Source organism: Glycomyces tenuis DSM 44171, assembly GCF_000427885.1.
Classification (GTDB): Bacteria; Actinomycetota; Actinomycetes; order Mycobacteriales; family Micromonosporaceae; genus Glycomyces; species Glycomyces tenuis.
In genome coordinates this window covers 478194-499198 of sequence record NZ_ATYW01000002.1, presented here as the reverse complement: position 1 = coordinate 499198, position 21005 = coordinate 478194, and the positions used below count along the sequence as shown (strand labels likewise).

General features: G+C 69.7%; 21 protein-coding genes and 1 pseudogene. 8 read left to right on the top strand and 14 right to left on the bottom strand.

Annotation, left to right across the window (positions count from 1 at the left end):
• Positions 1-281: 281 nt before the first annotated feature.
• Positions 282-1832 carry a Rieske 2Fe-2S domain-containing protein gene (locus tag YWW_RS0104905; protein ID WP_342673564.1) on the bottom strand — a complete coding sequence of 517 codons (1551 nt, stop codon included), beginning with the start codon at positions 1830-1832 and terminating at the stop codon, positions 282-284.
• 133 nt (positions 1833-1965) lie between these two features.
• On the opposite strand from YWW_RS0104905, the gene YWW_RS36405 reads away from it, so the two are divergent.
• Positions 1966-2184, top strand: coding sequence for a DUF2631 domain-containing protein (locus YWW_RS36405; protein ID WP_051325383.1), 219 nt, complete (start codon positions 1966-1968; stop codon positions 2182-2184).
• A gap of 81 nt (positions 2185-2265) precedes the next feature.
• Here the strand turns inward: YWW_RS36405 and YWW_RS36795 are convergent, their stop codons facing one another.
• The 7 genes from YWW_RS36795 to rpsB form a co-directional block, all read right to left on the bottom strand.
• Positions 2266-4092: a DivIVA domain-containing protein gene (locus YWW_RS36795; protein ID WP_281170976.1), complete on the bottom strand. Its 1827-nt coding sequence runs from the start codon at positions 4090-4092 to the stop codon at positions 2266-2268.
• A 21-nt stretch (positions 4093-4113) separates the two neighbouring features.
• The gene (gene rlmN, locus YWW_RS0104890; RefSeq protein WP_051325382.1) at positions 4114-5268 is read right to left on the bottom strand and encodes a dual-specificity RNA methyltransferase RlmN; all 1155 of its coding nucleotides are present in this window, start codon (positions 5266-5268) and stop codon (positions 4114-4116) included.
• A gap of 100 nt (positions 5269-5368) precedes the next feature.
• The gene (locus YWW_RS28395; RefSeq protein WP_051325381.1) at positions 5369-6328 is read right to left on the bottom strand and encodes a phosphatidate cytidylyltransferase; all 960 of its coding nucleotides are present in this window, start codon (positions 6326-6328) and stop codon (positions 5369-5371) included.
• Entirely contained in the window at positions 6328-6885 is a 558-nt protein-coding gene (frr, locus tag YWW_RS0104880; RefSeq protein ID WP_026929225.1) for a ribosome recycling factor, read from the bottom strand. Before frr ends, YWW_RS28395 begins: the two co-directional genes overlap by 1 nt.
• Before the next feature lie 53 nt (positions 6886-6938).
• Positions 6939-7667: a UMP kinase gene (gene pyrH / locus YWW_RS0104875; RefSeq protein WP_026929224.1), complete on the bottom strand. Its 729-nt coding sequence runs from the start codon at positions 7665-7667 to the stop codon at positions 6939-6941.
• Between the two features lie 148 nt (positions 7668-7815).
• Positions 7816-8628 (bottom strand): translation elongation factor Ts, encoded by an 813-nt coding sequence (gene tsf, locus YWW_RS0104870; protein ID WP_026929223.1) that lies wholly within the window; start codon positions 8626-8628, stop codon positions 7816-7818.
• 11 nt (positions 8629-8639) lie between these two features.
• Positions 8640-9473 carry a 30S ribosomal protein S2 gene (gene rpsB, locus YWW_RS0104865; RefSeq protein ID WP_026929222.1) on the bottom strand — a complete coding sequence of 278 codons (834 nt, stop codon included), beginning with the start codon at positions 9471-9473 and terminating at the stop codon, positions 8640-8642.
• A gap of 122 nt (positions 9474-9595) precedes the next feature.
• Between rpsB and YWW_RS35725 the strand changes: the two genes are divergently transcribed.
• The 5 genes and pseudogenes from YWW_RS35725 to dprA all read left to right on the top strand — a co-directional run bounded on the left by YWW_RS35725 (position 9596) and on the right by dprA (position 13773).
• Positions 9596-9808, top strand: a complete 213-nt coding sequence (locus YWW_RS35725) for a hypothetical protein (RefSeq protein ID WP_155829914.1) — start codon at positions 9596-9598, stop codon at positions 9806-9808.
• Positions 9809-9908: 100 nt separating this feature from the next.
• On the top strand, positions 9909-10508 hold the full coding sequence (locus YWW_RS28390) for a M23 family metallopeptidase (protein WP_155829912.1): 600 nt from the start codon (positions 9909-9911) through the stop codon (positions 10506-10508).
• A gap of 77 nt (positions 10509-10585) precedes the next feature.
• Positions 10586-10807, top strand: a pseudogene (locus YWW_RS37940) (YraN family protein); the annotation flags it as partial.
• Between the two features lie 64 nt (positions 10808-10871).
• Positions 10872-12413: a YifB family Mg chelatase-like AAA ATPase gene (locus tag YWW_RS0104850; protein WP_026929220.1), complete on the top strand. Its 1542-nt coding sequence runs from the start codon at positions 10872-10874 to the stop codon at positions 12411-12413.
• Positions 12414-12609: 196 nt separating this feature from the next.
• Entirely contained in the window at positions 12610-13773 is a 1164-nt protein-coding gene (gene dprA / locus YWW_RS0104845) for a DNA-processing protein DprA (RefSeq protein ID WP_051325379.1), read from the top strand.
• Positions 13774-13946: 173 nt separating this feature from the next.
• On the opposite strand, the gene YWW_RS0104840 is transcribed toward dprA, so the two are convergent.
• Both YWW_RS0104840 and YWW_RS0104835 read right to left on the bottom strand, forming a co-directional pair.
• Positions 13947-15008: a hypothetical protein gene (locus YWW_RS0104840; protein WP_155829910.1), complete on the bottom strand. Its 1062-nt coding sequence runs from the start codon at positions 15006-15008 to the stop codon at positions 13947-13949.
• A 251-nt stretch (positions 15009-15259) separates the two neighbouring features.
• Complete coding sequence (locus YWW_RS0104835) at positions 15260-16291, bottom strand: SIS domain-containing protein (RefSeq protein WP_026929217.1); 1032 nt, start codon at positions 16289-16291, stop codon at positions 15260-15262.
• 290 nt (positions 16292-16581) lie between these two features.
• Here YWW_RS0104835 and YWW_RS38200 point away from each other — a divergent pair, with 290 nt between their 5' ends.
• Complete coding sequence (locus YWW_RS38200; protein WP_373897052.1) at positions 16582-16656, top strand: 50S ribosomal protein bL37; 75 nt, start codon at positions 16582-16584, stop codon at positions 16654-16656.
• A 272-nt stretch (positions 16657-16928) separates the two neighbouring features.
• A complete protein-coding gene (locus YWW_RS37685) occupies positions 16929-17537 on the top strand; it encodes a TetR/AcrR family transcriptional regulator (RefSeq protein ID WP_035697047.1) in 609 nt (202 codons plus the stop codon).
• Positions 17538-17739: 202 nt separating this feature from the next.
• On the opposite strand, the gene rsrA is transcribed toward YWW_RS37685, so the two are convergent.
• The 4 genes from rsrA to YWW_RS0104810 all read right to left on the bottom strand — a co-directional run bounded on the left by rsrA (position 17740) and on the right by YWW_RS0104810 (position 20720).
• Positions 17740-18039 (bottom strand): mycothiol system anti-sigma-R factor, encoded by a 300-nt coding sequence (gene rsrA, locus YWW_RS28380; RefSeq protein ID WP_035697048.1) that lies wholly within the window; start codon positions 18037-18039, stop codon positions 17740-17742.
• Positions 18036-18863, bottom strand: a complete 828-nt coding sequence (locus YWW_RS0104820; RefSeq protein ID WP_281170975.1) for a sigma-70 family RNA polymerase sigma factor — start codon at positions 18861-18863, stop codon at positions 18036-18038. Before YWW_RS0104820 ends, rsrA begins: the two co-directional genes overlap by 4 nt.
• Positions 18864-19540: 677 nt before the next feature.
• Complete coding sequence (locus tag YWW_RS0104815; RefSeq protein ID WP_026929215.1) at positions 19541-19891, bottom strand: WhiB family transcriptional regulator; 351 nt, start codon at positions 19889-19891, stop codon at positions 19541-19543.
• Positions 19892-20012: 121 nt separating this feature from the next.
• Positions 20013-20720: an SOS response-associated peptidase gene (locus YWW_RS0104810; protein WP_026929214.1), complete on the bottom strand. Its 708-nt coding sequence runs from the start codon at positions 20718-20720 to the stop codon at positions 20013-20015.
• Between the last annotated feature and the right edge of the window lie 285 nt (positions 20721-21005).

Below are 21005 nucleotides of genomic sequence, written 5' to 3'. Positions count from 1 at the left end.
AACCGCCGCTCAGTCGTCCTCGGCGCGAGCACTTCGACTGGACTCACGCATCCTCAGCGCGAGCGCTTCGACTGGACTCACGCATCCTCAGCGCAAGCACTTCGACTGGACTCACGCATCCTCAGCGCAAGCGCTTCGACTGGACTCACGCATCCTCAGCGCAAGCACTTCGACTGGACTCACGCACCCTCAGCGCAAGCACTTCGACTGGACTCACGCACCCTCAGCGCAAGCACTTCGACTGGACTCACGCATCCTCAGCGCAAGCACTTCGACTGGACTCACGCATCCTCAGCGCAAGCGCTTCGGATGTCGTGCCCTACGCTCGTCATGCACTTGCCCGACTTCAAGTTCCACTTCCAGCCGTGCATCTGGCAGGTCAGCACGCCGTCCTCGATCTTCCCGAAGACCGACAGGTCGGCCTTCAGGTGCGGGCAGCGGCGCTGCATCGTCCAGCCCTGCATCGTGATGTCCTCGTCGTCGGGGCGCTGCTCGGCGTACCAGCCCTCGGCGTACTGGAGCCGCTCCTCGGAGAGGCACTTGAAGAACGCGTAGACGTACTCGTTGTACTGGCCGATGCGGGCGGCGGTGAAGCGGCACGACAGGAACAGCGAGTTGACCCAGTCGACCTCGCGGATGTGCAGCAGGTGCTCGATCAGGCGCCGCTCGGTGCGGAAGCGGTAGCGGACCTTCGTCCCGTCGTCGGGGTAGATCTCGCGCTCCAGGAAGTCGAAGACGATCGACTCGACGACCTCGTCGGAATCCGGCGCCGTCAGGTCGAACCGGACCGGGCCGCCGATGCCCGTGGCGATGTGCTCGGCCGACTTCATCAGCGGCTCGATGCGCTCGCGCAGCGTCTCGAGAACGTCGATCTCGGGGTGCGACCACGAGGCCTTCTCGGCGGCGAGGCGGCCCTGCTGGCGCTCCTTGTAGGCGTCGAGGTGCCCCTTCTTGTTCGCGAACCATTCGCGCAGGTCATCGACCGGGTGCGTGACGCTCGCCGAGCCGTCGACGCCGACCTCGGCGACCGAGCCGGGCAGCAGGATGATGTTCTGCTTGCGGCCCTGCTCTTCGAGCCAGTCGGTGTAGGCGAGCTGGTCGGGGAAGATGTTGCCCTCGTCGCCGAAGACGTCGTTGAACTGGTACAGCTCGTCGTCGAGGAAGCACGGCGGCCCGGCGATGGGGAAGACCCAGTCGCCGGCGACGTCGTCGATGTATCGCAGTGAACGGTCGAAGCCGCGCTCGCGCTTCTGCTTGCCGAACGCCCGCTTCGCGTTGTCGGGCAGCTCGTAGACCATCGGGAACCAGATCGCGCCGGAGAACTGGAGCAGGTGGGCGTGGATCTTGCCGTGCTTGAGGAAGACGCTCATGTCCGTGGGCCGGGCGTCGTTCTGGTTGAGCAGGCGGGTGCCGTCGGCGTCCTCGACCCACAGCGACGAGTCCCCGATCGGGCCGTCGGTGGGGCTGGTCAGCGCCTGGATCATCACCTTGACCCCGCCGGGCAGCTCGACGATCTCCTCGGAGACGGTCTTGATGAACTTGTGGAAGCCCAGCGCGCGCAGCTCCGTCTCCAGCTCGGAGGTGGGGTACTCCGGCAGCAGGACCGTCGTGTCCTTGCTGATGTGCTCGGAGAGGTTCTCCTCGTCGAAGTGGTCCCGGTGCAGGTGCGAGACGTAGAGGTAGTCGGCCTGTCCGAGGGTGTCCCAGTCCAGCTGCGAGTTGTCCGGGAAGGGGAACCAGGAGGCGAAGTACGCGGGATTGACCCACGGGTCGCAGAGGATCGAACCTGCGGCCGTCTCGATGAACATGCTGGCGTGGCCGGTGCCGGTGATGCGCACGGGTACCCTTCCGGAGTCAGTCGACAGTGCCTCAACTTTACAGCTCACACCCGTGGCGGGGCCGCGACGCCGGTCCTTGTGGCGTGCGAGACTGTCACCGATCAACGGAATGGTTGGAGGAACCCACATGGCAGCCGAAGAGCAGATCGTCTCGCCCGATCAGCGCAAGCCCACCAGCCGCAAGGCCATGTACAGCGCCCTGCTGATCGGTGCGGCCATCACTCTGTCGTTCCTGTTCGGCAACCACCTCGGCCGCGTCGAGGACGTCTTCATCGTCCTGGCCGCCGCTTCCTTGGTCGCCATCGTGGCCGTCGACGCCTGGCTGCGCAAGAACGGCCTGCGTTAGCGGCGCGGCCGCCCGAAACGACGAGAACGGGGCTGCGCGATCGCGCAGCCCCGTTCTCCATGCCCTCTGCGGGTCGAGACCCTAGTGCATCATGCCTCTTCTGGCGAACAGCTCTCTGACCTCGCGCAGCGCCGAGTCGACCTCGGCTTCGAAGTAGCCGCCCTGCACCAGTGAGAACTGGCTCGTGTCCAGCTCGCGGTCCGACAGCGGCATGGGGTTGCGGCCCGTCATCGCCGCCGAGACCGCGTCGAACATCTGGTCGACCTGGCCCGGGTCGTAGCCCGAGCCGAACCGCCGCGGCTGGAACGCCCGGCGCAGCTGCTCGAGCCGCTGGACGTCGTCGGGCGTGAACGGCGAGTCCGTCGCCCGCATCTCGGTGGTCATCTCCTCGCGGCCGTGACGGCCGGGCGCCTCGAACGAGCCGCGGCCCTCATAGGGGTTGCGGCGCGCGAAGTCCGGAGGCGAGACCGGGCCCCTCGACTGCGGTGGCGGCGCTCCCTGCCCGTACGCACCGTTGTCGCTCGGGCCGTGGCCCCCCGCGGGCGGCGAGCCCGGCATGGGAGCGGGCGGGGCGAAGCCCCCCCCGGGAGCGGCGGGAGGCGGGCTCGGCGCCGCGCCGCGGCGGCCGAAACCGGTGTCCTCGGGGCCGGGGCCTTCGGGCGCGAAGCCGTCATGCTGCTGGACCGGAGGCTCAGGCGGATAGCCACCGCCGTACGTGCGCCCCCGAGAGCCGTAGGGCTCGCTCTGCTGCGGGATAGGGGCGGTCGGCGGCGCGGGCGGCACCCCCTGCGACCTCGGGTCCTGCGCCCTCGACTGACGCGGGGCGCCGGCCTGCGGGATCGGCCCGGTCGGGGCGCCCGGCTGCGACGGCGGCATGGGCGGCTGCGAGGACTGGCCGTGCGGCATGGCCGGTCGGCGGCCGGTGTCCTCGAGTTCGTCGTCGTAGGCCGCGCCGAATCCCGGCGCGGGGTCCCGGCCCGGACGGCGGCCCGGAGGCATCGCGCCCATGGCGGGCTGAACCTGGGTGTCGTCGCCCATCGGCGGGCCGAAGCCGCCGGCCGAGGGACCCTCGGGCTGGAAGCCGCCGCGTCTTGGGTCGGACTGAATCGGGAGCTGCTCGGTGGCGCCGTGCGGCGAGGAGCCCGCCTGGGGGCCGTCGTGCATCGGGGCCGGGCCGCGCTGCGGCGGCGGGACGGGGTCGCGCCTGGGCTGGCCGTATTCGCCGCCTCGCGGGGCGGCCGGCTCGGGGCCGCGCGGGGGGGCCGGTTCCGGACCGCGGGGCGGCCCGAAGTCGCCGGGCGGCGGCATGGCCTGTTCACGTCCGCCACCGCCTCCCCTGGGCGCCGCGAACGGGTCGTCGTAGTCGTCGCCGGGCGGGCCGGCGAGGAAACCGAAGCCCTCGTCATCGTCGCCGCGCAGATCGCCGAAGCCCTCGTTGTCGGGCGGCGGGGCGGCCGCGCGGGCACTGCGGGCCGCAGGCTCGCGCACCGGCGGAGGCGGGGCGACCTCGCGGGCCGCCATCATCTCCCTGGCCGGGATCGCCTGCGTCGGAGCGGGGTCGGGATTGCGTCGCTGGCCCGGCCCCGGTTGCGCGGGAGGCACCGCCGCCGCGGCGGCGGTCTCCGGCTTGCCGTAGTCGGGAGCCGGGGCGGTGCCGAGCACGCCCCTCTCCTCGAGCTCGGCGAGCTGGCGCGCCACCCGGTCGAGGTAGACGTCCACCTGCCACTCGTCGTAGCCGCCGAACCGGACGCGGAAGACGACGTCGTCGACCTCGTCGGCCGTCACGGGGCTGCCGACGGGTTCACCGGCGAGCGTGGCCTCCACGCGGTCGAGGAACGCGTCCACTTCGTCGACCTTGTAGCCCCGGCTCAACGCACGGCGCCGGAATCGATCCCCATGACTCGCCACTACCAAGCCACCCTTCTCCGCCTAACTCGCAGCGCCGACCGCGGACCGCTCGCCTGGCTTCTCGCCGGCAGCGCTGGACGAACCAGACTCCCGAACCGAAGCGGCCAGCTGCCCGCAGGCGCCGTCGATCTCTTGGCCGCGCGTGTCGCGGACGGTCGTGGACACGCCCGCGGCGCGCAGCCGCCGCACGAATTCCGCCTCCACCGCCTTGGGACTGGCGTCCCAGCGGCTCCCCGGCGTGGGGTTGAGCGGGATGAGGTTCACATGAACCAACTTACCCGCCAGTAGCTCACCGAGCAGGTCTGCCCGCCAAGGCTGGTCGTTGACATCCCTGATCATCGCGTACTCGATGGAAACACGACGCTTCGTCACTGAAGCGTACTCCCAGGCCGCGTCCAGAACCTCGGCGACCTTCCAGCGCGTGTTGATCGGGACGAGTTCGTCACGCAACTCGTCGTCGGGAGCGTGCAGCGACACCGCCAGAGTCACAGGCAGGCCCTCCGCGGCGAGTTTTCCGATCGCCGGGACCAATCCCACAGTGGAGACCGTCACGTGCCGCGCCGAGAGCCCGACGCCGTCGGGCACCGGGTCGGTGATCAGACGCAGCGCGGCCTTGAGCCGCGCCCAGTTCGCCAGCGGCTCGCCCATGCCCATGAACACGATGTGGGACAGGCGCCCCAGTCCGCGTTCGGCGGCGATGCGGGCGCAGTTGACGACCTGGTCGACGATCTCGGCCGTGGTCAGATTGCGCGTCAGGCCGCCCTGGCCCGTGGCGCAGAAGGGGCAGGCCATGCCGCAGCCGGCCTGCGAGGAGACGCACGCGGTGACCCGGTCGGGGTAGGCCATGATGACGCTCTCGACCAGCGCGCCGTCGTGGAGCCTCCAGACGGCCTTGACGGTCCGTCCGCCGTCGCAGTCGTCCACGCGGACCGGATCGAGCAGGCGCGGCAGCAGCGCCTCGCCGATGGCCTCCCGCGCGGAGGCGGGCAGGTCGGTCATCAGCTTCGCGTCGCCGACGTGGCGTCCGAAGTACTGGTGGCGCAATTGCTTGGCGCGGAAGGCGGGCTGCCCGATATCGGACAACACCGCCCGGCACCCGGCCAAGTCGAGGTCGGCGAGGTGTCGCGGCGCGGCCTTGCGGGGGCGCGGCTCGGTCAACGTGAGTGCTACAGACATGTCACGACCTAGTCTCGCATGCGACGCGGGGGCGCCGCCAACCCCAGATCGCGGTTTTCACCCGGATCTCTCCTTCATCGCTTACGGCAATCAGCACGCATCACCCGAGGAGGTACCGGAACCACACATAGGCCACCGGCGCCACCATGAGGATGGAGTCGAGACGGTCCATCACTCCTCCGTGTCCCGGGATGAGATTGCTCATGTCCTTGATGCCCAGGTCCCGCTTCAGCAACGAGACCGACAGATCCCCCAACGTAGCGGCCAGGGCCACGCAGACGCCGAACGCCACGCCCAGCGGGAACGGAACCTCGAAGATGAGCCACAGCGTCAGCGCCCCGCCCAGGGCCGCCGCCGCGATCGAGCCGCCGAGGCCCTCCCAGGACTTCTTGGGGCTGATCCTCGGCGTCATCTGGTGGCGCCCGAACAGGACCCCGGCGGTGTAGCCGCCGGTGTCGGAGAGCACCACGGTGAACAGCATGATCAGCACCTGCGCCGCGCCGGTCTCGAGGTCGTATCCGAACAGGTTCGCCGAGCCCGCCTCGGAGGTCGCCAGGAGCATGACGAAGCCGGCCAGGAACGGGATCTGGACGAGCACCAGCGAGGCCGCCGGGACGTCGGCCCGGTAGCCGGTGGCGCCTTCGGAGAGGCGCCACACGAACAGCGCGGCCACTCCCACGGCGGTCCCCAGCAGCAGACCGGTCGCGCCGCCGTACCAGGCCAGGACCACGATGAGCGCGCCGGCCACGGCCAGCGGGATCACCGGGACGTTCTTGCCGCCCTTGCGCATCGCGGCGCCGGTCTCCCAGCAGGCGACGCCGACCGCGATGACGGCGAGGGCCAGGAACGCGATCGGGCGGATCAACAGCGAGGCCAGGACGACGGCGGCCAGGCCGAGCCCGACGCCGATGGCGACGGGCAGGTTGCGCCCGGCCGAGGCCTTGCGGCGGCCCTGCGGCGCCTCGGGCCCGGGCTGGGCGTCGTCGGGGTCCCGCCCGCTCCCGTCATCGGGCGACGGGCGCGGGCGACGGCCGGGCGGGCCGTCGGGGATTACGCTCATCAGATCTCGAGCAGCTCGGACTCTTTGGAGCTCATGAGCTCGTCGACGGTGCCGGTGAAGCGGCCGGTGAGGTCGTCGAGCTCCTTCTCGGCGGAGCGTCCCTCGTCCTCGGAGGCCTCCCCGTCCTTGACGAACTTGCCGATCTCGTCCTTGGCCTTGCGGCGGATGTTGCGGATCGCGATCTTGGCGTCCTCGCCCTTGGCGCGGGCGACCTTGATCATCTCGCGGCGGCGCTCCTCGGTCATGGGAGGCAGGTTGAGCCGCAGCTGGGTCCCCTCGTTGGAGGGGTTGACGCCGAGGTCGGAGTTGCGGATGGCGTTCTCGATGTCGTTGATCTGCGAAGTGTCGAATGGTTTGACCAGCACCATGCGCGGCTCGGGGATGGCGATCGAGGCCACCTGCGGGAGCGGCGTCGGGGCGCCGTAGTAGTCGACGGTGATCCGGTTGAACATGGCGGAGGAGGCGCGGCCGGTGCGGATGACCCCGAATTCCTCTTTGGCGTGCTCGATGGCCCGCTCCATCTTCTCCTCGGCTTCGAGGAGGGTGTCGTCAATCACGGCTTTTCTCACATTCTCTTGCAGCCTGACAGCACTTCTGACCGTACCGTCCGCTATTCGCCGGTGGCGGCGTGGATCAGGGTGCCGAGCCGTTCGCCGACGATCGCGCGGCGGAGGTTGTCGTCGCCTTCGACGCCGAAGACCAGCATCGGCAGGGCGTTGTCCTTGCAGAGGCTGAAGGCGGTCTGGTCGACCACCATGAGCTCGCGTTTCAGGGCCTCGTCGAAGGTGAGGTCCTCGAGACGCTGGGCGGCCGGGTCGACGCGCGGGTCGGCGGTGTAGACCGCGTCGACGCCGTTCTTCGAGACGAGGACGACCTGCGCGCGGATCTCCAGGGCCCGCTGGGCGGCGACGGTGTCGGTGGAGAAGTAGGGGAGGCCGGCGCCGGCGCCGAAGATGACCACGCGGCCCTTCTCGAGGTGGCGGATGGCGCGCAGGGGAAGGTAGGCCTCGGCGACCTGGGCCATGGAGATGGCCGTCTGGACGCGGGTGTCGACGCCTTCCTTCTCGAGGAAGTCCTGGAGGGCCAGGCAGTTCATGACGGTGCCGAGCATGCCCATGTAGTCGGCCCTGGCGCGGTCCATGCCGCGCCGCTGGAGTTCGGCACCGCGGAAGAAGTTGCCGCCGCCGACGACCACCGCGACCTGCACGCCCGCCCGGACGCCGGCGGCGATCTGGCGGGCGACGCCCTGGACTATGTCGGGGTCGACGCCGACTCGGCCGCCGCCGAAGGCCTCACCGGACAGTTTCAAGACGACGCGGCGGTCAGTGGCTTCACTCATGACGTTCCCCTGTTGTCCCTCACGACTGATTCGCGAGTCGTACGGTTGCTCGGCTCCGGACATGGGACGAGGCGGCGGCCAGCGCCGCCGCCTCGCTCCAAATGCTTTACGGCTTGAGCCAGTGTAGTCGGCCGTCTCAGACCGGAGCCTACTCCTGACCGACCTCGAAGCGGATGAAGCCCGTCACCTCGGTGCCCGCCTCGGCGAGGACCTGCTTGACGGTCTTCTTGTTCTCGATGACCGAGTTCTGCTCGAGCAGGCAGAAGTCGCGGAAGTAGGCGTTCACCTTGCCTTCGACGATCTTGTCCCAGGCGCGCTCGGGCTTGCCCTCCTCCTTGGCGGTCTCCAGCGCGACGCGCTTCTCGGCCTCGATGACGTCGGCCGGGACCTCGTCGCGGGCGAGGTACTTCGGGCGCATCGCGGCGGCCTGCATGCCGACCTGGCGGGCGGCCTCGGCGTCGCCGGTGTAGCCGACGAGGATGCCGACGGCCGGAGGCAGGTCGGCGGCCTTGCGGTGCATGTAGACCGCGACGTCGCCGTCGAGCGAGCCGACGCGGCCGACGACGATCTTCTCGCCGAGCTTGACCGACTCCTCGGCGACGACCTCGGCGACGGTCTTGCCGTTGAAGTCGGCGTTCGCGAAGGCGGAGCCGTCCGCGGCGCGGACCTCGTCGGCGTGCTCGACCAGACTCTGGGCGAGCTCGATGAAGGAGCCGCTCTTGGCGACGAAGTCGGTCTCGCAGAGCAGTTCCAGCAGCGTGTTGCCGGACTGGGCGACCAGGCCCTGGGCCGTGGTGCGCTCGGCGCGCTTGCCGACGTCCTTGGCGCCCTTGATGCGCAGCGCCTCGAGCGCGGCGTCGTAGTCGCCGTCTGCCTCTTCAAGGGCCTTCTTGACGTCCATCATCCCGGAGCCGGTGGCTTCCCGGAGCTTCTTGACGTCAGCCATCGTGAAGTTGGCCATTGCTCCCCTTCTTACTTGTTGTCGGCTTCTTCGGCGACCGTCTCGCCTGACGGCTCGACGACCTTCTCGGTGTCCTGGGTCTTCTCGGCCGCGAGGAGGTCCTTCTCCCACTCGGCCAGCGGCTCGCCCTCGGCCTTGCCGGCCTCGGCGTCGCCGCCGCCGGAGCGGGCCATGAGGCCCTCGGCCACGCCGTCGGCGATGACCTTGGTCAGCAGGGCGACGGAGCGGATCGCGTCGTCGTTGCCGGGGACCGGGTAGTCGACCTCGTCGGGGTCGCAGTTGGTGTCGAGGATCGCGACGACGGGGATGCCGAGCTTGCGGGCCTCGTCGACGGCGATGTGCTCTTTCTTGGTGTCGACGATCCAGATCGCCTGCGGGGTCTTCTCCATGTCGCGGAGGCCGCCGAGCGTGCGCTCGAGCTTGTCCTTCTCGCGCATGAGCTGGAGCATTTCCTTCTTGGTGCGGTTGGCCGCACCGTTGGCCTCGATGATCTCGAGTTCCTTGAGACGCATCAGGCGCTTCTGGATCGTCTGGAAGTTGGTGAGCATGCCGCCGAGCCAACGGTGGTTGACGAAGGGCATGCCGACGCGGGCGGCCTGCTCGGCGACCGCTTCCTGGGCCTGCTTCTTGGTGCCGACGAAGAGGACCTCGCCGCCTTCGGCGACGACGTTCTTGGCGAAGTCGTGGGCCTTCTCGGCGTAGTCCACCGTCTGACGCAGGTCGATGACGTAGATGCCGTTGCGGTCGGTGAGGATGTACCGCTTCATCTTCGGGTTCCAGCGACGGGTCTGGTGCCCGAAGTGCACGCCGCTTTCCAGCAGCTGCCTCATGGTGACAACCGACACGGTTGTATTCCTTTCTTTCCCTGGTTTCTTGCGGGGCGGTGCTCGAAGTCCGAGTGCCCCGCGCCTGGCGTCCGCCTGCGGCGATCATGCAACCGGGATGACCCCGGACCTGGGAGATCGCTATGGCCAGACCTCTTCCACCGCTGCATGGCAATGGTGTGGTCGACCGCGACGAGCGCGCGAAGTCGGCACTGCGCACGATGAAGCCGGCGCTGTACCGCTCCGATCAGTGTACGCGGGCGCCGAGCACCACAGCGAGGCCGGTGGACCACAGTGACAGGCACGATCGAGCGTTCCTCGCGAACCGTCTGAACGGTGCTGAAAACCTTGAATGACATGTGAATTCTCAAGTTATCCACAGGGTGACGAACAAGGTTATCCACAGACGAAAAACTTTTTCTTGCCAACTCTGGACAACAGCCTCACCATTGCGTTATGTCTCGACTACACAAAGCAATGGTCTTGATCGCGATCACCGGCTCCCTGCTGGCGGCCTGGGCGAACCTCTGGCCGACGCTCGCCGCGGCGGCCGAGATCCTCCCCACCGCGGCGACGGTCACGGCCGACACTGCCCCGCCAGGCTCGCCAGCGCGGCCGTCCTCCGAGCGGAGCGAACGCTGGGAGGCACCGGTCGGAGCGATCGACCCGGCCACCCGCTTCGACCCGCCGCCGCTCCCCTGGCTGCCCGGTCATCGCGGGGTCGACCTCGCCTCCTCGGCAGGCCATGCCGTGGTCGCCGCCGGCTCCGGCACCGTCGTGTTCGCGGGGAACCTGGCCGGGCGAGGCGTGGTGAGCATCGAACACTCCGGTGGCCTTCGCACCACCTATGAACCCGTCGATCCGGTCGTCTCCCGGGGCGAGGCCGTCGCGGCGGGCCAGGTCATCGGGCATCTCGCGGCGGGCCACGCCTCGTGCCCCACCGCCGCCTGCCTCCACCTCGGCCTCAAACGCGGGCCGGCCTACCTCGACCCGCTCCTGCTCTTCGGCTTCGGCCAGGTGCGGCTCCTCCCCCGGCCCGACGGGGAGGCGCCGTGAACATCAGCGAGGTCAGCCCCCACGAGCTGGGCCGCCTCGGCGAACGCTTCGCCGCCGCCCACCTGCGGCGCGACCGGATGCAGGTGCTGGACCGCAACTGGCGCCACCGCCAAGGCGAGCTCGACCTCATCGCCCGCCAAGCCGACGTCGTCGTCTTCTGCGAGGTCAAGACCCGCCGCTCGCGGCGCTACGGCGGCCCGCTGGACGCGGTCGACGGCGAGAAGCTCCGGCGCGTCACGCGGCTGGCCCGCGCCTGGCTGCGCGAGCACTGCCGCCCCGACCAGCCGTGGCGGATCGACCGAGTGGCCCTGACCGTCGCCGACACCCGCCGCATCGAACTCGAGCATCTCTGGGGGATCAGGCATGGGTTACAGCCGCACCAGCACGATCTGCATGATCGGCACCACCGGCATCGTCGTCACCGTCGAGGCCTCGGTCTTCAAATCCGCCTCCAAAGGCAGCGAGGCGGTGCGCATGTCGGGCCTGCCGGACAGCGTCGTCAACCAGGCGCAGACCAGGGTCCGCTCGGCGATGGCCAACTCGGCACTGAGCTTTCCCGACAAATCGGTCTCCGTCAACTTCGGCCCGGCGTCGCTGCCGACCACCGGCTCGGCCGCGGACCTCGCTCTGGCGGTGACGATCATGTGCGCCGACGACATGGTCCCCGGCCACCGGCTCGACGGCGCCGTCCTGCTGGCCGAGCTCGGTCTGGACGGGAGCCTGCGCTCGGTGCCGGGGACGCTGCCGGCGCTCATGGCCGCCCGGCAGGCCGGATTGACGACCGCGATCGTCTCACCCGAGAACGCGAGTGAGGCGGCGCTGGTCGACGGCATGACGGTGCTGGCGCCGCGGAACCTGGCGACGCTGGTCGCCTGGTTGTACGGCCAGACCGAGCTGGAGCCGGCGGTCCCGGCCGAGCCGGCATCGGTGCCGAAGATCCCCGACCTGGCGGAGCTCCGGGGGCAGCCGACGGCGCGGCGGGCACTGGAGATCGCCGCGGCGGGCGGCCACCACATGTTCCTTTTGGGCCCTCCGGGAGCCGGGAAGACGATGCTGGCCGAGCGCCTTCCGTCGATCCTGCCGCCGCTGTCGGACACCGAGGCAGTGGAGGTGACGTCGCTGCACTCGCTGCGCGGCCGCTTCACCGGCGGCTCGGCGGAGCTGATCCGCCACGCGCCGTTCGAGGCCCCGCACCACTCGATGACGATGCAGGCGCTGGTCGGCGGCGGCCACGGACACGTCGGCCCGGGCTCATTGGCGTTGGCGCACCGAGGGGTGTTGTTCATAGACGAAGCGCCCGAATGGAAGAGGACGGTGCTGGACTCGCTCCGCCAGCCGCTGGAGAGCGGGGAGGTGCAGATCCGCCGCGCGAACGTGTCAATCCGCTATCCGGCGAAGGTGATGCTGGTGCTGGCCGCGAATCCGTGCCCGTGCGCGCCGAGCAAGCCGCACGACTGCACGTGTCCGGCGCGGAACAAGCACCGGTATCTGAGCCGGATCTCGAGGCCGTTGATCGACCGTATCGACCTGAGAGTCGACCTGCCGGCGGTGCCGGCCTCGGCGATCCTGGCGGACCAGGTCGACGCCGAGCCCTCGGAGCCGGTGGCGAAACGGGTCGCGACGGCGAGGGAGGCGGCTGCGGCGAGATGGGCCGAAGCGGGCGAGGCATGGAAGCTCAACAGCGAGGTGCCCGGTCCGGCGCTGCGGTCGGCGAAGTGGCGGCTGCCGCCGAAGACGAGCCGGACCGCCGACGAGCTGCTGATGAAAGAGCGCATCACGGCGAGGGGCTACGACCGGATCTTGAAGCTCGCCTGGACCATCGCCGATCTGCGGCAGCACGGCATGCCGACGGCGGAGGACGTGACGGCGGCGAGCGAGCTGCGCCTGGGCTACACGATCACCTGAACGCCAGGCCGGCTCGGGCAGGAAGGAGGAAAAGGAAGAAGAAGGCGACCCGCAACCCGCGACCCGCAACCCGCAACCCGCAACCCGCAACCCGCAACCCGCAACCCGCGACCCGCAACCCGCAACCCGCAACCCGCAACCCGCAACGACGGATCATCTCCGCCGCACCACCGCATCGATCGCATTTGGAGGAGTCGTGACCAATCTTCCCGAGGATCCGCGCCACGCGCTGATGCTGCTGTCTTCGATAGTCGAACCCGGCGACGCCGAACTCGACGACCTCCTCGGCGAGGTCGGACCGATCGAGGCGGTCAGATGCGTCTGGGAGCGTGAGGTGCCCGAACGGCTTCAACGCATCACGAGCGCGGCCGTGGCCTGCACCCGCGACCCGCGCGAGCGGTGCGAAGCGCTCGTCAGCGCCACTGCGGCGTGCGACTCGCGGGTCCTGGTGCCCGGTGACCGGGAATGGCCGGAGCAGTTGCGCGATCTGCTCCTGGTCTGCGACACCGATGAGCCGCACATGCGCCCGCCCCGCTGCCTGTGGGTGCGCGGCGAGGGCGACCTCGGGGCGATGTGCCGCCGATCGGTCGCCATCGTCGGGGCGCGGGCGGCGAGCGACTACGGCAGGCATGTCGCGGACGGCATCGCCGCCGACCTGGCGGAGGCGGGGTGGACGGTCATCTCCGGAGGCGCGGTCGGCATCGACCGGGCGGCGCACCTGGGCTCGCTGGCTCGCGGCGGCCCGACGGTCGCGGTGCTGGCCTCGGGGGTCGAGCAGCTGTATCCACAGGGCAATCGGCCGATGTTCGACCTCATCGCACAAAAGGGTCTGCTGGTGAGCGAGTGGCCGCCCTGTTCATCGCCGATGCGGCACCGGTTCCTGACTCGCAACCGCGTGATCGCGGCGCTGGCGGCGGGGACGGTCGTCATCGAGGCCGGGGTGCGTTCGGGCGCGCGCAATACGGCCCGCCACGCGGCCGAGCTGGACCGGGTGCTGATGTTCACACCGGGGCCGGTGACGTCGTCGGCATCGATCGGGACGCACGAGCTCGCGAGAGGGCCGTGGGAGGCGCGGCTCGTGACCAGAGCCGAGGAGGTCATCGAGGACGTGACGGGGATCGGAGGGCCGATGGCGCCGTCGCCGCCGACGCAGAGGAAGGCGTTCGACCGCCTGACCGAAGTGCAGGCGCGGCTGGTCGAGGCACTGCCGCGGGGCTATGTGATCGACGAAGGGAGGCTGGCGGCCGCGGCGGGGGTGCCGGTCGTGACGGCGGCGGAGACGCTGGATCGGCTCAGGGAACTGGGCTGGGTGGAGCTGCTCGACGGGAGGTGGCGGCTGGCGAGAATCGAGACGGCATAGCGGCATAGAGGAAGGGAGGCAGGGAAGAGGGGAAGAGAGAGAAGGGAGGAGAGGGCGGGGCGGGAGAGCGCACCCGCGCACCGACAGACGCCCTGCATCCGCTGCACCGCACCGGGGAGCGCGCATCCGCGCACCGACATGATGTCGCCCTCCCGGCACCTCCACCGCAACCGCTACGGCCGCCGGCAGTCTCCGCTTGCCGCAGGGGGGTAGGCCACCGTCACCGTCCGCGGGTCCTCGAGCTCGGCCCGCGGCGCCCAGCACTCGTAGACCGCGCGCTCCACGCACGCCGCTCCCGTGGTCATCGCCGACTCGACGTCCGGGTACTCCAGCCGCAACCGCACCCAGTCCTCGTTCCGGCTCAACACCAGCACGTCGACGTCCCGCCAGCGCGCCTTCGTGTAGAACCGCGTCGCGTTCGTCACCGGATTGCGACTCGCCGCTCCCCGCACATAGGCGCTGAAGCCGTGCCCCGGGTCGGCCGTGACCGGCACCCGCTCGCCCTCGTGCTCGCCCGTCAGACCGGCGTGCACGGCCGGGTCGGACCTGAACAGCGCGCGCCCGTTCTCCGAGCCGGGAATGCGGCTGATCAGGTCGCGGTGCCTCGCACCGGCCACGCGGTCCCACACGTTCGTCTGCGGCTGGTACTGGAACAGCGCGATCTCGGTGCCTTCCGGCGTGTAGGCCAGGATCTCGGCCCGCGCCGTCAGCGGCAGGTCGGCGAGGTCCGCCGTCGCGAACTCGGGAATGAGGTGGTTCCCGCTCGGCAGGAAGCCCGTGCCCAGGATCATCGAGCCGCGCCGCTCGCGTCCGGGCATGGTCACCAGGCCGGGAAAATTGGACGCCTCGGTGCTGACGTAGTCGCACGCGCAGATCGCGCGCCACCGCAGCGCGTAGGCGGCGTCGCCGACGTTGTCGGGGTCGCCGGCCAGCACCACGCGATCGCCCGGCGTGCGCAGGTGCGCCACGTCGAACTCGCGGAAGCACACGCCGCTCACCAGCGGTGCCGTGGTCAACTGCCGCGCCACCTGGTGCCGGTTCAGCGGCTTGATCATGCGGGTGCCGACCGTGACGAACGCCGTCGCCCGCACCGCCGAGACCAAGGCCCGTTCGGCGGCCTCGATGCGCGGGTTCTGGCTGTACTGGTGAACAGTCCGGAAATCGGCCCCCGGCATCATCGGGACGGACACCGGAGCCACGCCGGCCTGCAGCAGTTCCCCTCCCGTACTGGACACTTCGGAGGCATGGACATACCGGTGAAAGGACCTGCCGCTCGGCTGGAACCCGTTTTCGTGGGTGTCCGAATAAAGCTCGAACGCCGCCCCTCCGGCGATGGCGCGCGCCGTATAGCGCCGGTCATGCCAGACAATCTCGGTGGTAGACGTCGAGGTAGCTGGGGCTTGCATATTGCGGAGCCTACAGAAATCGGGGAAAGCTGAGGTTAACCGAACGTGAACAAGTACTTCCCGGGCAGCACGGGACGCGCTCACGTGGTCTCGGTGACTTTCTTGAGACCTCGTGGCGCGTCAGGGTTTTCGCCGCGCTCGATCGCCAGATGGAGTGCGAGTTGTTGCAGGGGAAGAATGTCCAGAATAGCCGCCAGCCTCTCGTCGACGGCGGGGGTCCTGAGCCGAGCCGTCTGACCTGGCAGATCGGCGGCCCCGACCACCACCACGTCCGCCCGCTGGCGGCCCAGCTGGGTCAGCACGTTCCACATCGCGTGGCCGCCGGGGCCGGAGCCGACGACGGCGAGCACCGGCACGCCGGGGTCGGTCATCGCCAGCGGCCCGTGCAGGAGGTCGGCGCCGGAGAACGCCAGCGACGGCAGGTACGAGGTCTCCATGAGCTTGAGGGCGGTCTCGCGCGCGGTCGGGTAGGCGTAGCCGCGGCCGGTGGTCACGAAGCGGTCGGCGAAGCGGTAGCGCCCGGCCAGCTCGTCGGCGCCGGAGCCGTCGAGGACGTCGTGCGCCAGTTCGGGGAGCTTGTCGAGGGCGGCGGCCTCGGTGGGGTCGACCTGCCCGGTGCCGGTGCGGATGCCCTCGATGAGCAGCAGGAGCGTGAGGAGCTCGGCGGTGTAGGTCTTGGTGGCGGCGACGGCCCGCTCGTGGCCGGCGCGGATGTCGAGGTGGAGCTCGGCCTCGTCGGCCAGGCGCGATCCGGAGTTGTTGGTGACGGCGAGGGTGAGCGCGCCGGAGGCGCGGGCGGCGGCGACGACCTGCGCGAGGTCGGGTGAGCCGCCGGACTGGCTCACGGCTATGACGAGGCTGTCCGACCAGTCGGGGCGCGAGTCGTAGACGGTGACGACCGACGGGCTGGCGAGGCTCGCCGGCAGGCCGAGGCGGATCTCGGTGAGGTAGGCGGCGTAGAGGGCGGCGTGGTCGGAGGTGCCGCGGGCGGTGAAGACGATGGAGCGCGGGCGGTGCTCGGCGACGCGGGCGGCGACGGCGGCGATGTCGTCGCGGCCGTGGTCGAGCAGGCCGGCCAGTACCGCGGGCTGCTCGGCGATGTCGGCGGCCATGCCCTGACCCTCGCGCCGAGGTTCGGCATCGGCGCCCCGGCCCTCCTGGTCAGCCGGTGCGGTTGCGTCGGCTGCGCCGACCCTTGGCTCGTTCACGTGACGCTCCTTGTGCGCTTTCCCGTTAAATATTAAATAAACCTTCATAATGAGCCTAGTCGACCCCGGCTCACCGCGTCCACCACCCGCCCGGTGACGTCCCCTAGCTCCATGTTTACAGTCAACGCCCTAGGAGCAGCCAGGATGATGCCGGTATGGTGGATCCCTGCATCCCGACCGACCAAGGAGGAGCGATGGCAAAAGCCGCACGCAAGCGCAAGTCGCGCAAGAAGAAGTCCGCGAACCACGGAAAGCGGCCGAACAGCTGACGCTTCGCGGGGTGGCCAGGGCCGCCCCGCGAACGGACGAACTCGAATCAGACCGTGAACGAGACTTGCCCTTTCGACTTCCCCTCCTCTGCGAAGAGACGAGGGGCTCCAACCGGCCATGCGGGTGGGATCCCCGCTTCAATGGCGACTGCCGCGACACCGCACAGGCGTTTCGGTCTTACCACGGGCGTCACGTCCCGCCGGCCCGTCGGTAGGCCAGATCGGCTCGGTGCCCGCCTCATGAGCAGCGCTGAACCTATCCGAGGGACCAGATGACCGCATCGCCGCGCGACGAGCGCGACCCGAACCAGCCGAGCACCCGCGAGCGGATCCAGCAGACCGCGATCGCGCTGTTCAGCGAGCACGGCTACGAACACACGTCTCTTCGGGAGATCGCCGAGCAGCTCGGCGTGACCAAGGCGGCCCTCTACTATCATTTCAAGACCAAAGAGGACATCGCGGCGAGCTTCTTCGACTCGTACGCCGAGGACGTCGACCGCATCTGCGAATGGGGAGAATCGCAGCCGCGGAATCTCGACACCCGCCGGGAACTGCTGCGCCGCTACGCCGAGGTCATCCGCTCACATGTCCCTGTGTTGAAGTTCATGCAGCACAATCAGGCCGCACTGTCGCGACTGGACCGCGGCTCGATCTTCCAGAAGCGGCGGCAGCGGCTGCACGCGCTGCTGGTGGACGAGAACGACGAGCTGATCGACCGCCTGCGGGCTTGGGACGCGCTGGCGACGCTGTACAGCGCGTGGATCACCTACCGCGGGACGATCGACTCCGAGGAGGATCTGCGCGAGGCCTCGCTGAAGATCTCGATCGGCCTGCTCGAAGCGAACCACGCGCGCGGGGCCGAGGAGCGGTCCGAGGACTGAACCCGGCGGCGAGAGGAAAGCCGCGGTCGACGGCGAGCGCGTGGCCGCGCTCCGGCGCGGACCCGAATGGGCCCTCGACATGGAGGGCGACCGGGCTTCCGAGTACGGGGCGGCATCACGGCCGCTCGCTGGACCGCCTCGGTGGAGCACACCGGCGGCGAGAGACGAGCTGCGATCGCGGTTCGGCGCGGCCGCTCGCGCGTCAGCGCTCGCGCTCGGCGACCTCGGTGAACACCTCGCCGACCTGCTCGATCGCGCTCAGCTTCCGACGCAGGCGCTCCTTGACCTCCTGAGGCGCCTGCTCCTTGCTGCAGCACCGGTGGACGATCGTGCGCACTTCCTGCTCGATGCCGTATTCGGCGAGGCACGGCGAGCACTCGTCGAGATGAGCCCGGATCACCGAGCGGCGGACTTCGGAGCACTCGTCGTCGATGTAGAGGTAGACCTCTTCGAGGACCTCGCGACAGTCGAGCTCGGGCTTCTCCGATTCAGGGCTGGTCACCGTTGTCCCTCCCGTGCGGCCGAGAGGCCGCGGTCCGCGGCGTAGGCGCTCAACATCTGGCGCAGTTGGCGGCGGCCTCGGTGAAGCCGCGACATGACGGTCCCGATGGGGGTGCCCATGATGTCGGCGATCTCCTTGTAGGAGAAGCCTTCGACGTCGGCGAGGTAGACCGTCAGCCGGAAGTCCTCGCCGAGGCTCTGGAGAGCCTCCTTGACGTCGGAGTCGGGCAGGCGGTCGAGCGCCTCCGTCTCGGCCGAGCGCAGCCCGGTCGCGCTGTGCGACTCGGCGTCGGCGAGCTGCCAGTCGGTGATCTCGTCGGTGGGCGAGGTCTGCGGCTGGCGCTTCTTCTTCCGGTAGGAGTTGATGTACGTGTTGGTGAGGATCCGGTACAGCCAGGCCTTGAGGTTCGTTCCCTCGCGGAACTGGTGGAACTTCGAGTAGGCCTTGAGATAGGTCTCCTGCACCAGGTCCTCGGCGTCGGCCGGGTTGCGCGTCATGCGCAGCGCGGCGCCGTAAAGCTGGTCGAGCAGCGGCATCGCGTCGCGTTCGAAGCGAGTGCGCCGCTCTTGGGCGGTCTCGTTGCCTGGCTCGGTCACCGTCTCCCTCTCATCGGGCATCGCTTCCGAGCCTACGGCAGCGAGGTCAGGGGAGGCGGAGGAAATGGGGGCGGCAGTGACGTCGACCCCGCGTTCGGAAGCCTGGTCGCCCTCCATGTCGGGGGTCCATTCGGGTCCGCGCAGGAGTGCGGCCACGCGCTCGTCGTCGCTGAGCGAGCCGTCGACTCGCGGGCTGCGCCGAGGCTGCGGCCGAACAGTCATCATCATGCGGGTCCTCTCCTTCCTGAGAGACTCGAACCGCACAACGCCGCAGGGCCCCCGTTCATTCCGCGACGAGCGGAATCCGGACAGTCGCGATCGCCACACTCGCCTCACGCCTTCGTGGCGACGGCCGAGCGTCTCCGTTCGTCCCGTCGGCGTCCTCGACGAGTCCCGGCTGGGAGACCGCGGTGATCACGGCGTCGAACGGGGCCGATGGGCACTAGCACGTCCATTGGGCTTCAGGAGGCCTGTGGCGGGAAATAACCTGATTGATTCTAATATGTAGCTAATACATAACTTTGCGTGCTCTCGGTCGTTATCGTGAATGGGCCCAGCCGGGCCCTGACGCGTCCGATGATTCGGCGCGTGCTCTCCCAGTGCCTGCCCCGGGTCGGTGGACTGACACCGCCGCCGACCCGGGGAGGTCAATTCGCCCCTCCGGCCGCCGACAGACCGCGCCGAGCGGGTGCTGCGGTCGACCGGCCGTCGATCCTCACCGAGGCCGAGCCGAAGCGCCGCGGCCGGTCGTCCGATCCCGCGGCCGCCTCACCGCCGCGATCCCGTTCGCCTCATGCGGCCGTCATCGCAGGAGCCACGGCGCATGTCCGCTTGTCGGCCCTCCGCTCGGCCGCCCACACGAAAGCCGCGGCGCCTGAGGGATGCGCCGCGGCCGGTTCCTCCTGTCACGCCCCCACCGCGAGGGGGTTGATGTCCTTCCAGGCCTCGATCATCGCCCGGCGCTCCCTGGGAGCCGTGGCCCCCCAGATGCCGTGCCGGTCGCGAGCCTCGAGTGCCCGCACCAGGCACGGCGTCCTCACGGGGCATGAGGCGCACAGCTTGAGCGCGTCGTCGACGGGCTCGCGCGGCTCGGGGAACATGACGTCCGGCTCAGCGTCGGCGCAGTTGCCCTGGCGCAGCCAGTGGGCCGCGCTCATCCGGTATTCACCTTTGATCTCATTGCGGTATTCGGCCGCGTCGAGCAGCCTGGGGTCCGTTCGTGCTCGCGCTACCTCTTCCGGGCGGATCCGCCGCATCTCTGCCTCCCTTTGCCGTCCGCCACCGCCTCACGAAGGGCAATCACACCGTCGGCGGTGGCTTGTACACCAAAGAACGACGCTCGGGGGTACAGATACCGCCCAACGAACGTGATTGATTTCACATTCCGGGAAGCGGTGAATGCCCTTCTTCGGCATCGACGGGACGAACCAGCTCAGGGCCGTTGTTGCTCGTCCGCCCCACCGCGCGGCCGACCTTCCGGATCTCGATCTCCTCGGGCAGGCCGGGGTGCGGGCCGGCCAGGAGTTCGCCCTCGTCGGCGTCCTCCTCCCCCAGCCAGGCTCCGAACCGTTCGGGCGGAAGGACGTACGGCATCCGATCGTGCACGGTCTCGAACGCCTCCCCCATCGCCGGGCACGTCAACACCGTGAAGCTCAACAGGCTCGTCTCGCCCTGTTTCCAGCTTTCCCACAGTCCCGCGAAGACGACTCCACCCGGACGGGTGAAGAAGTACGGCTGCTTGCCGCCGCCCGGGAGCTTGCGCCACTCGTACCAGCCGTCGGCCGGAACCAGTGCCCGCCGCGAGGCGAACGGCCGCCGGTAGGCCTTCGAGGTGGACACGGTCTCGATGCGGGCGTTGAACATCCTGCCGCCGATCGACGGATCCGAGGCCCACGGCGGCACCAGGCCCCACCGCGCCGCCTCAACAACGCGTTCATCGCGGCTCTTCGAGCGGCGCACCACCGGCGCCGACACCGTGGGCGCGATGTTGAAATTCGGCTGCCACGCGCCCGCGAGCAGATCTTCGGCGTCGAACAGGGCGGCCATGTCGCCGCCGGATTTGCTGTTGGCGTACCTACCACACATGACCCCACGCTAGCGCCGACCACCGACAGCCGTGCAGGACCGCCCGGTTCGGATCCCGGAGACGGGCGGCGACACGCCTGGGCCGTGCTTCACGACTCGGGCGGGATCGCATCTGAGTCCATTCGTTCGATCGCGGTGCCGAGCCATGCCCGCGAGCGCCCTCGGCGAAGGAAAGACCGGCTGCCGGGGTGGTGACCGGGCTTCCCGTCAGCGCGGCGAGCGGGCACACCGCCGGTCGCCGCGCACGGGGCCGACCGGTCCGATCCACAGGGCGGCTCCCGCACC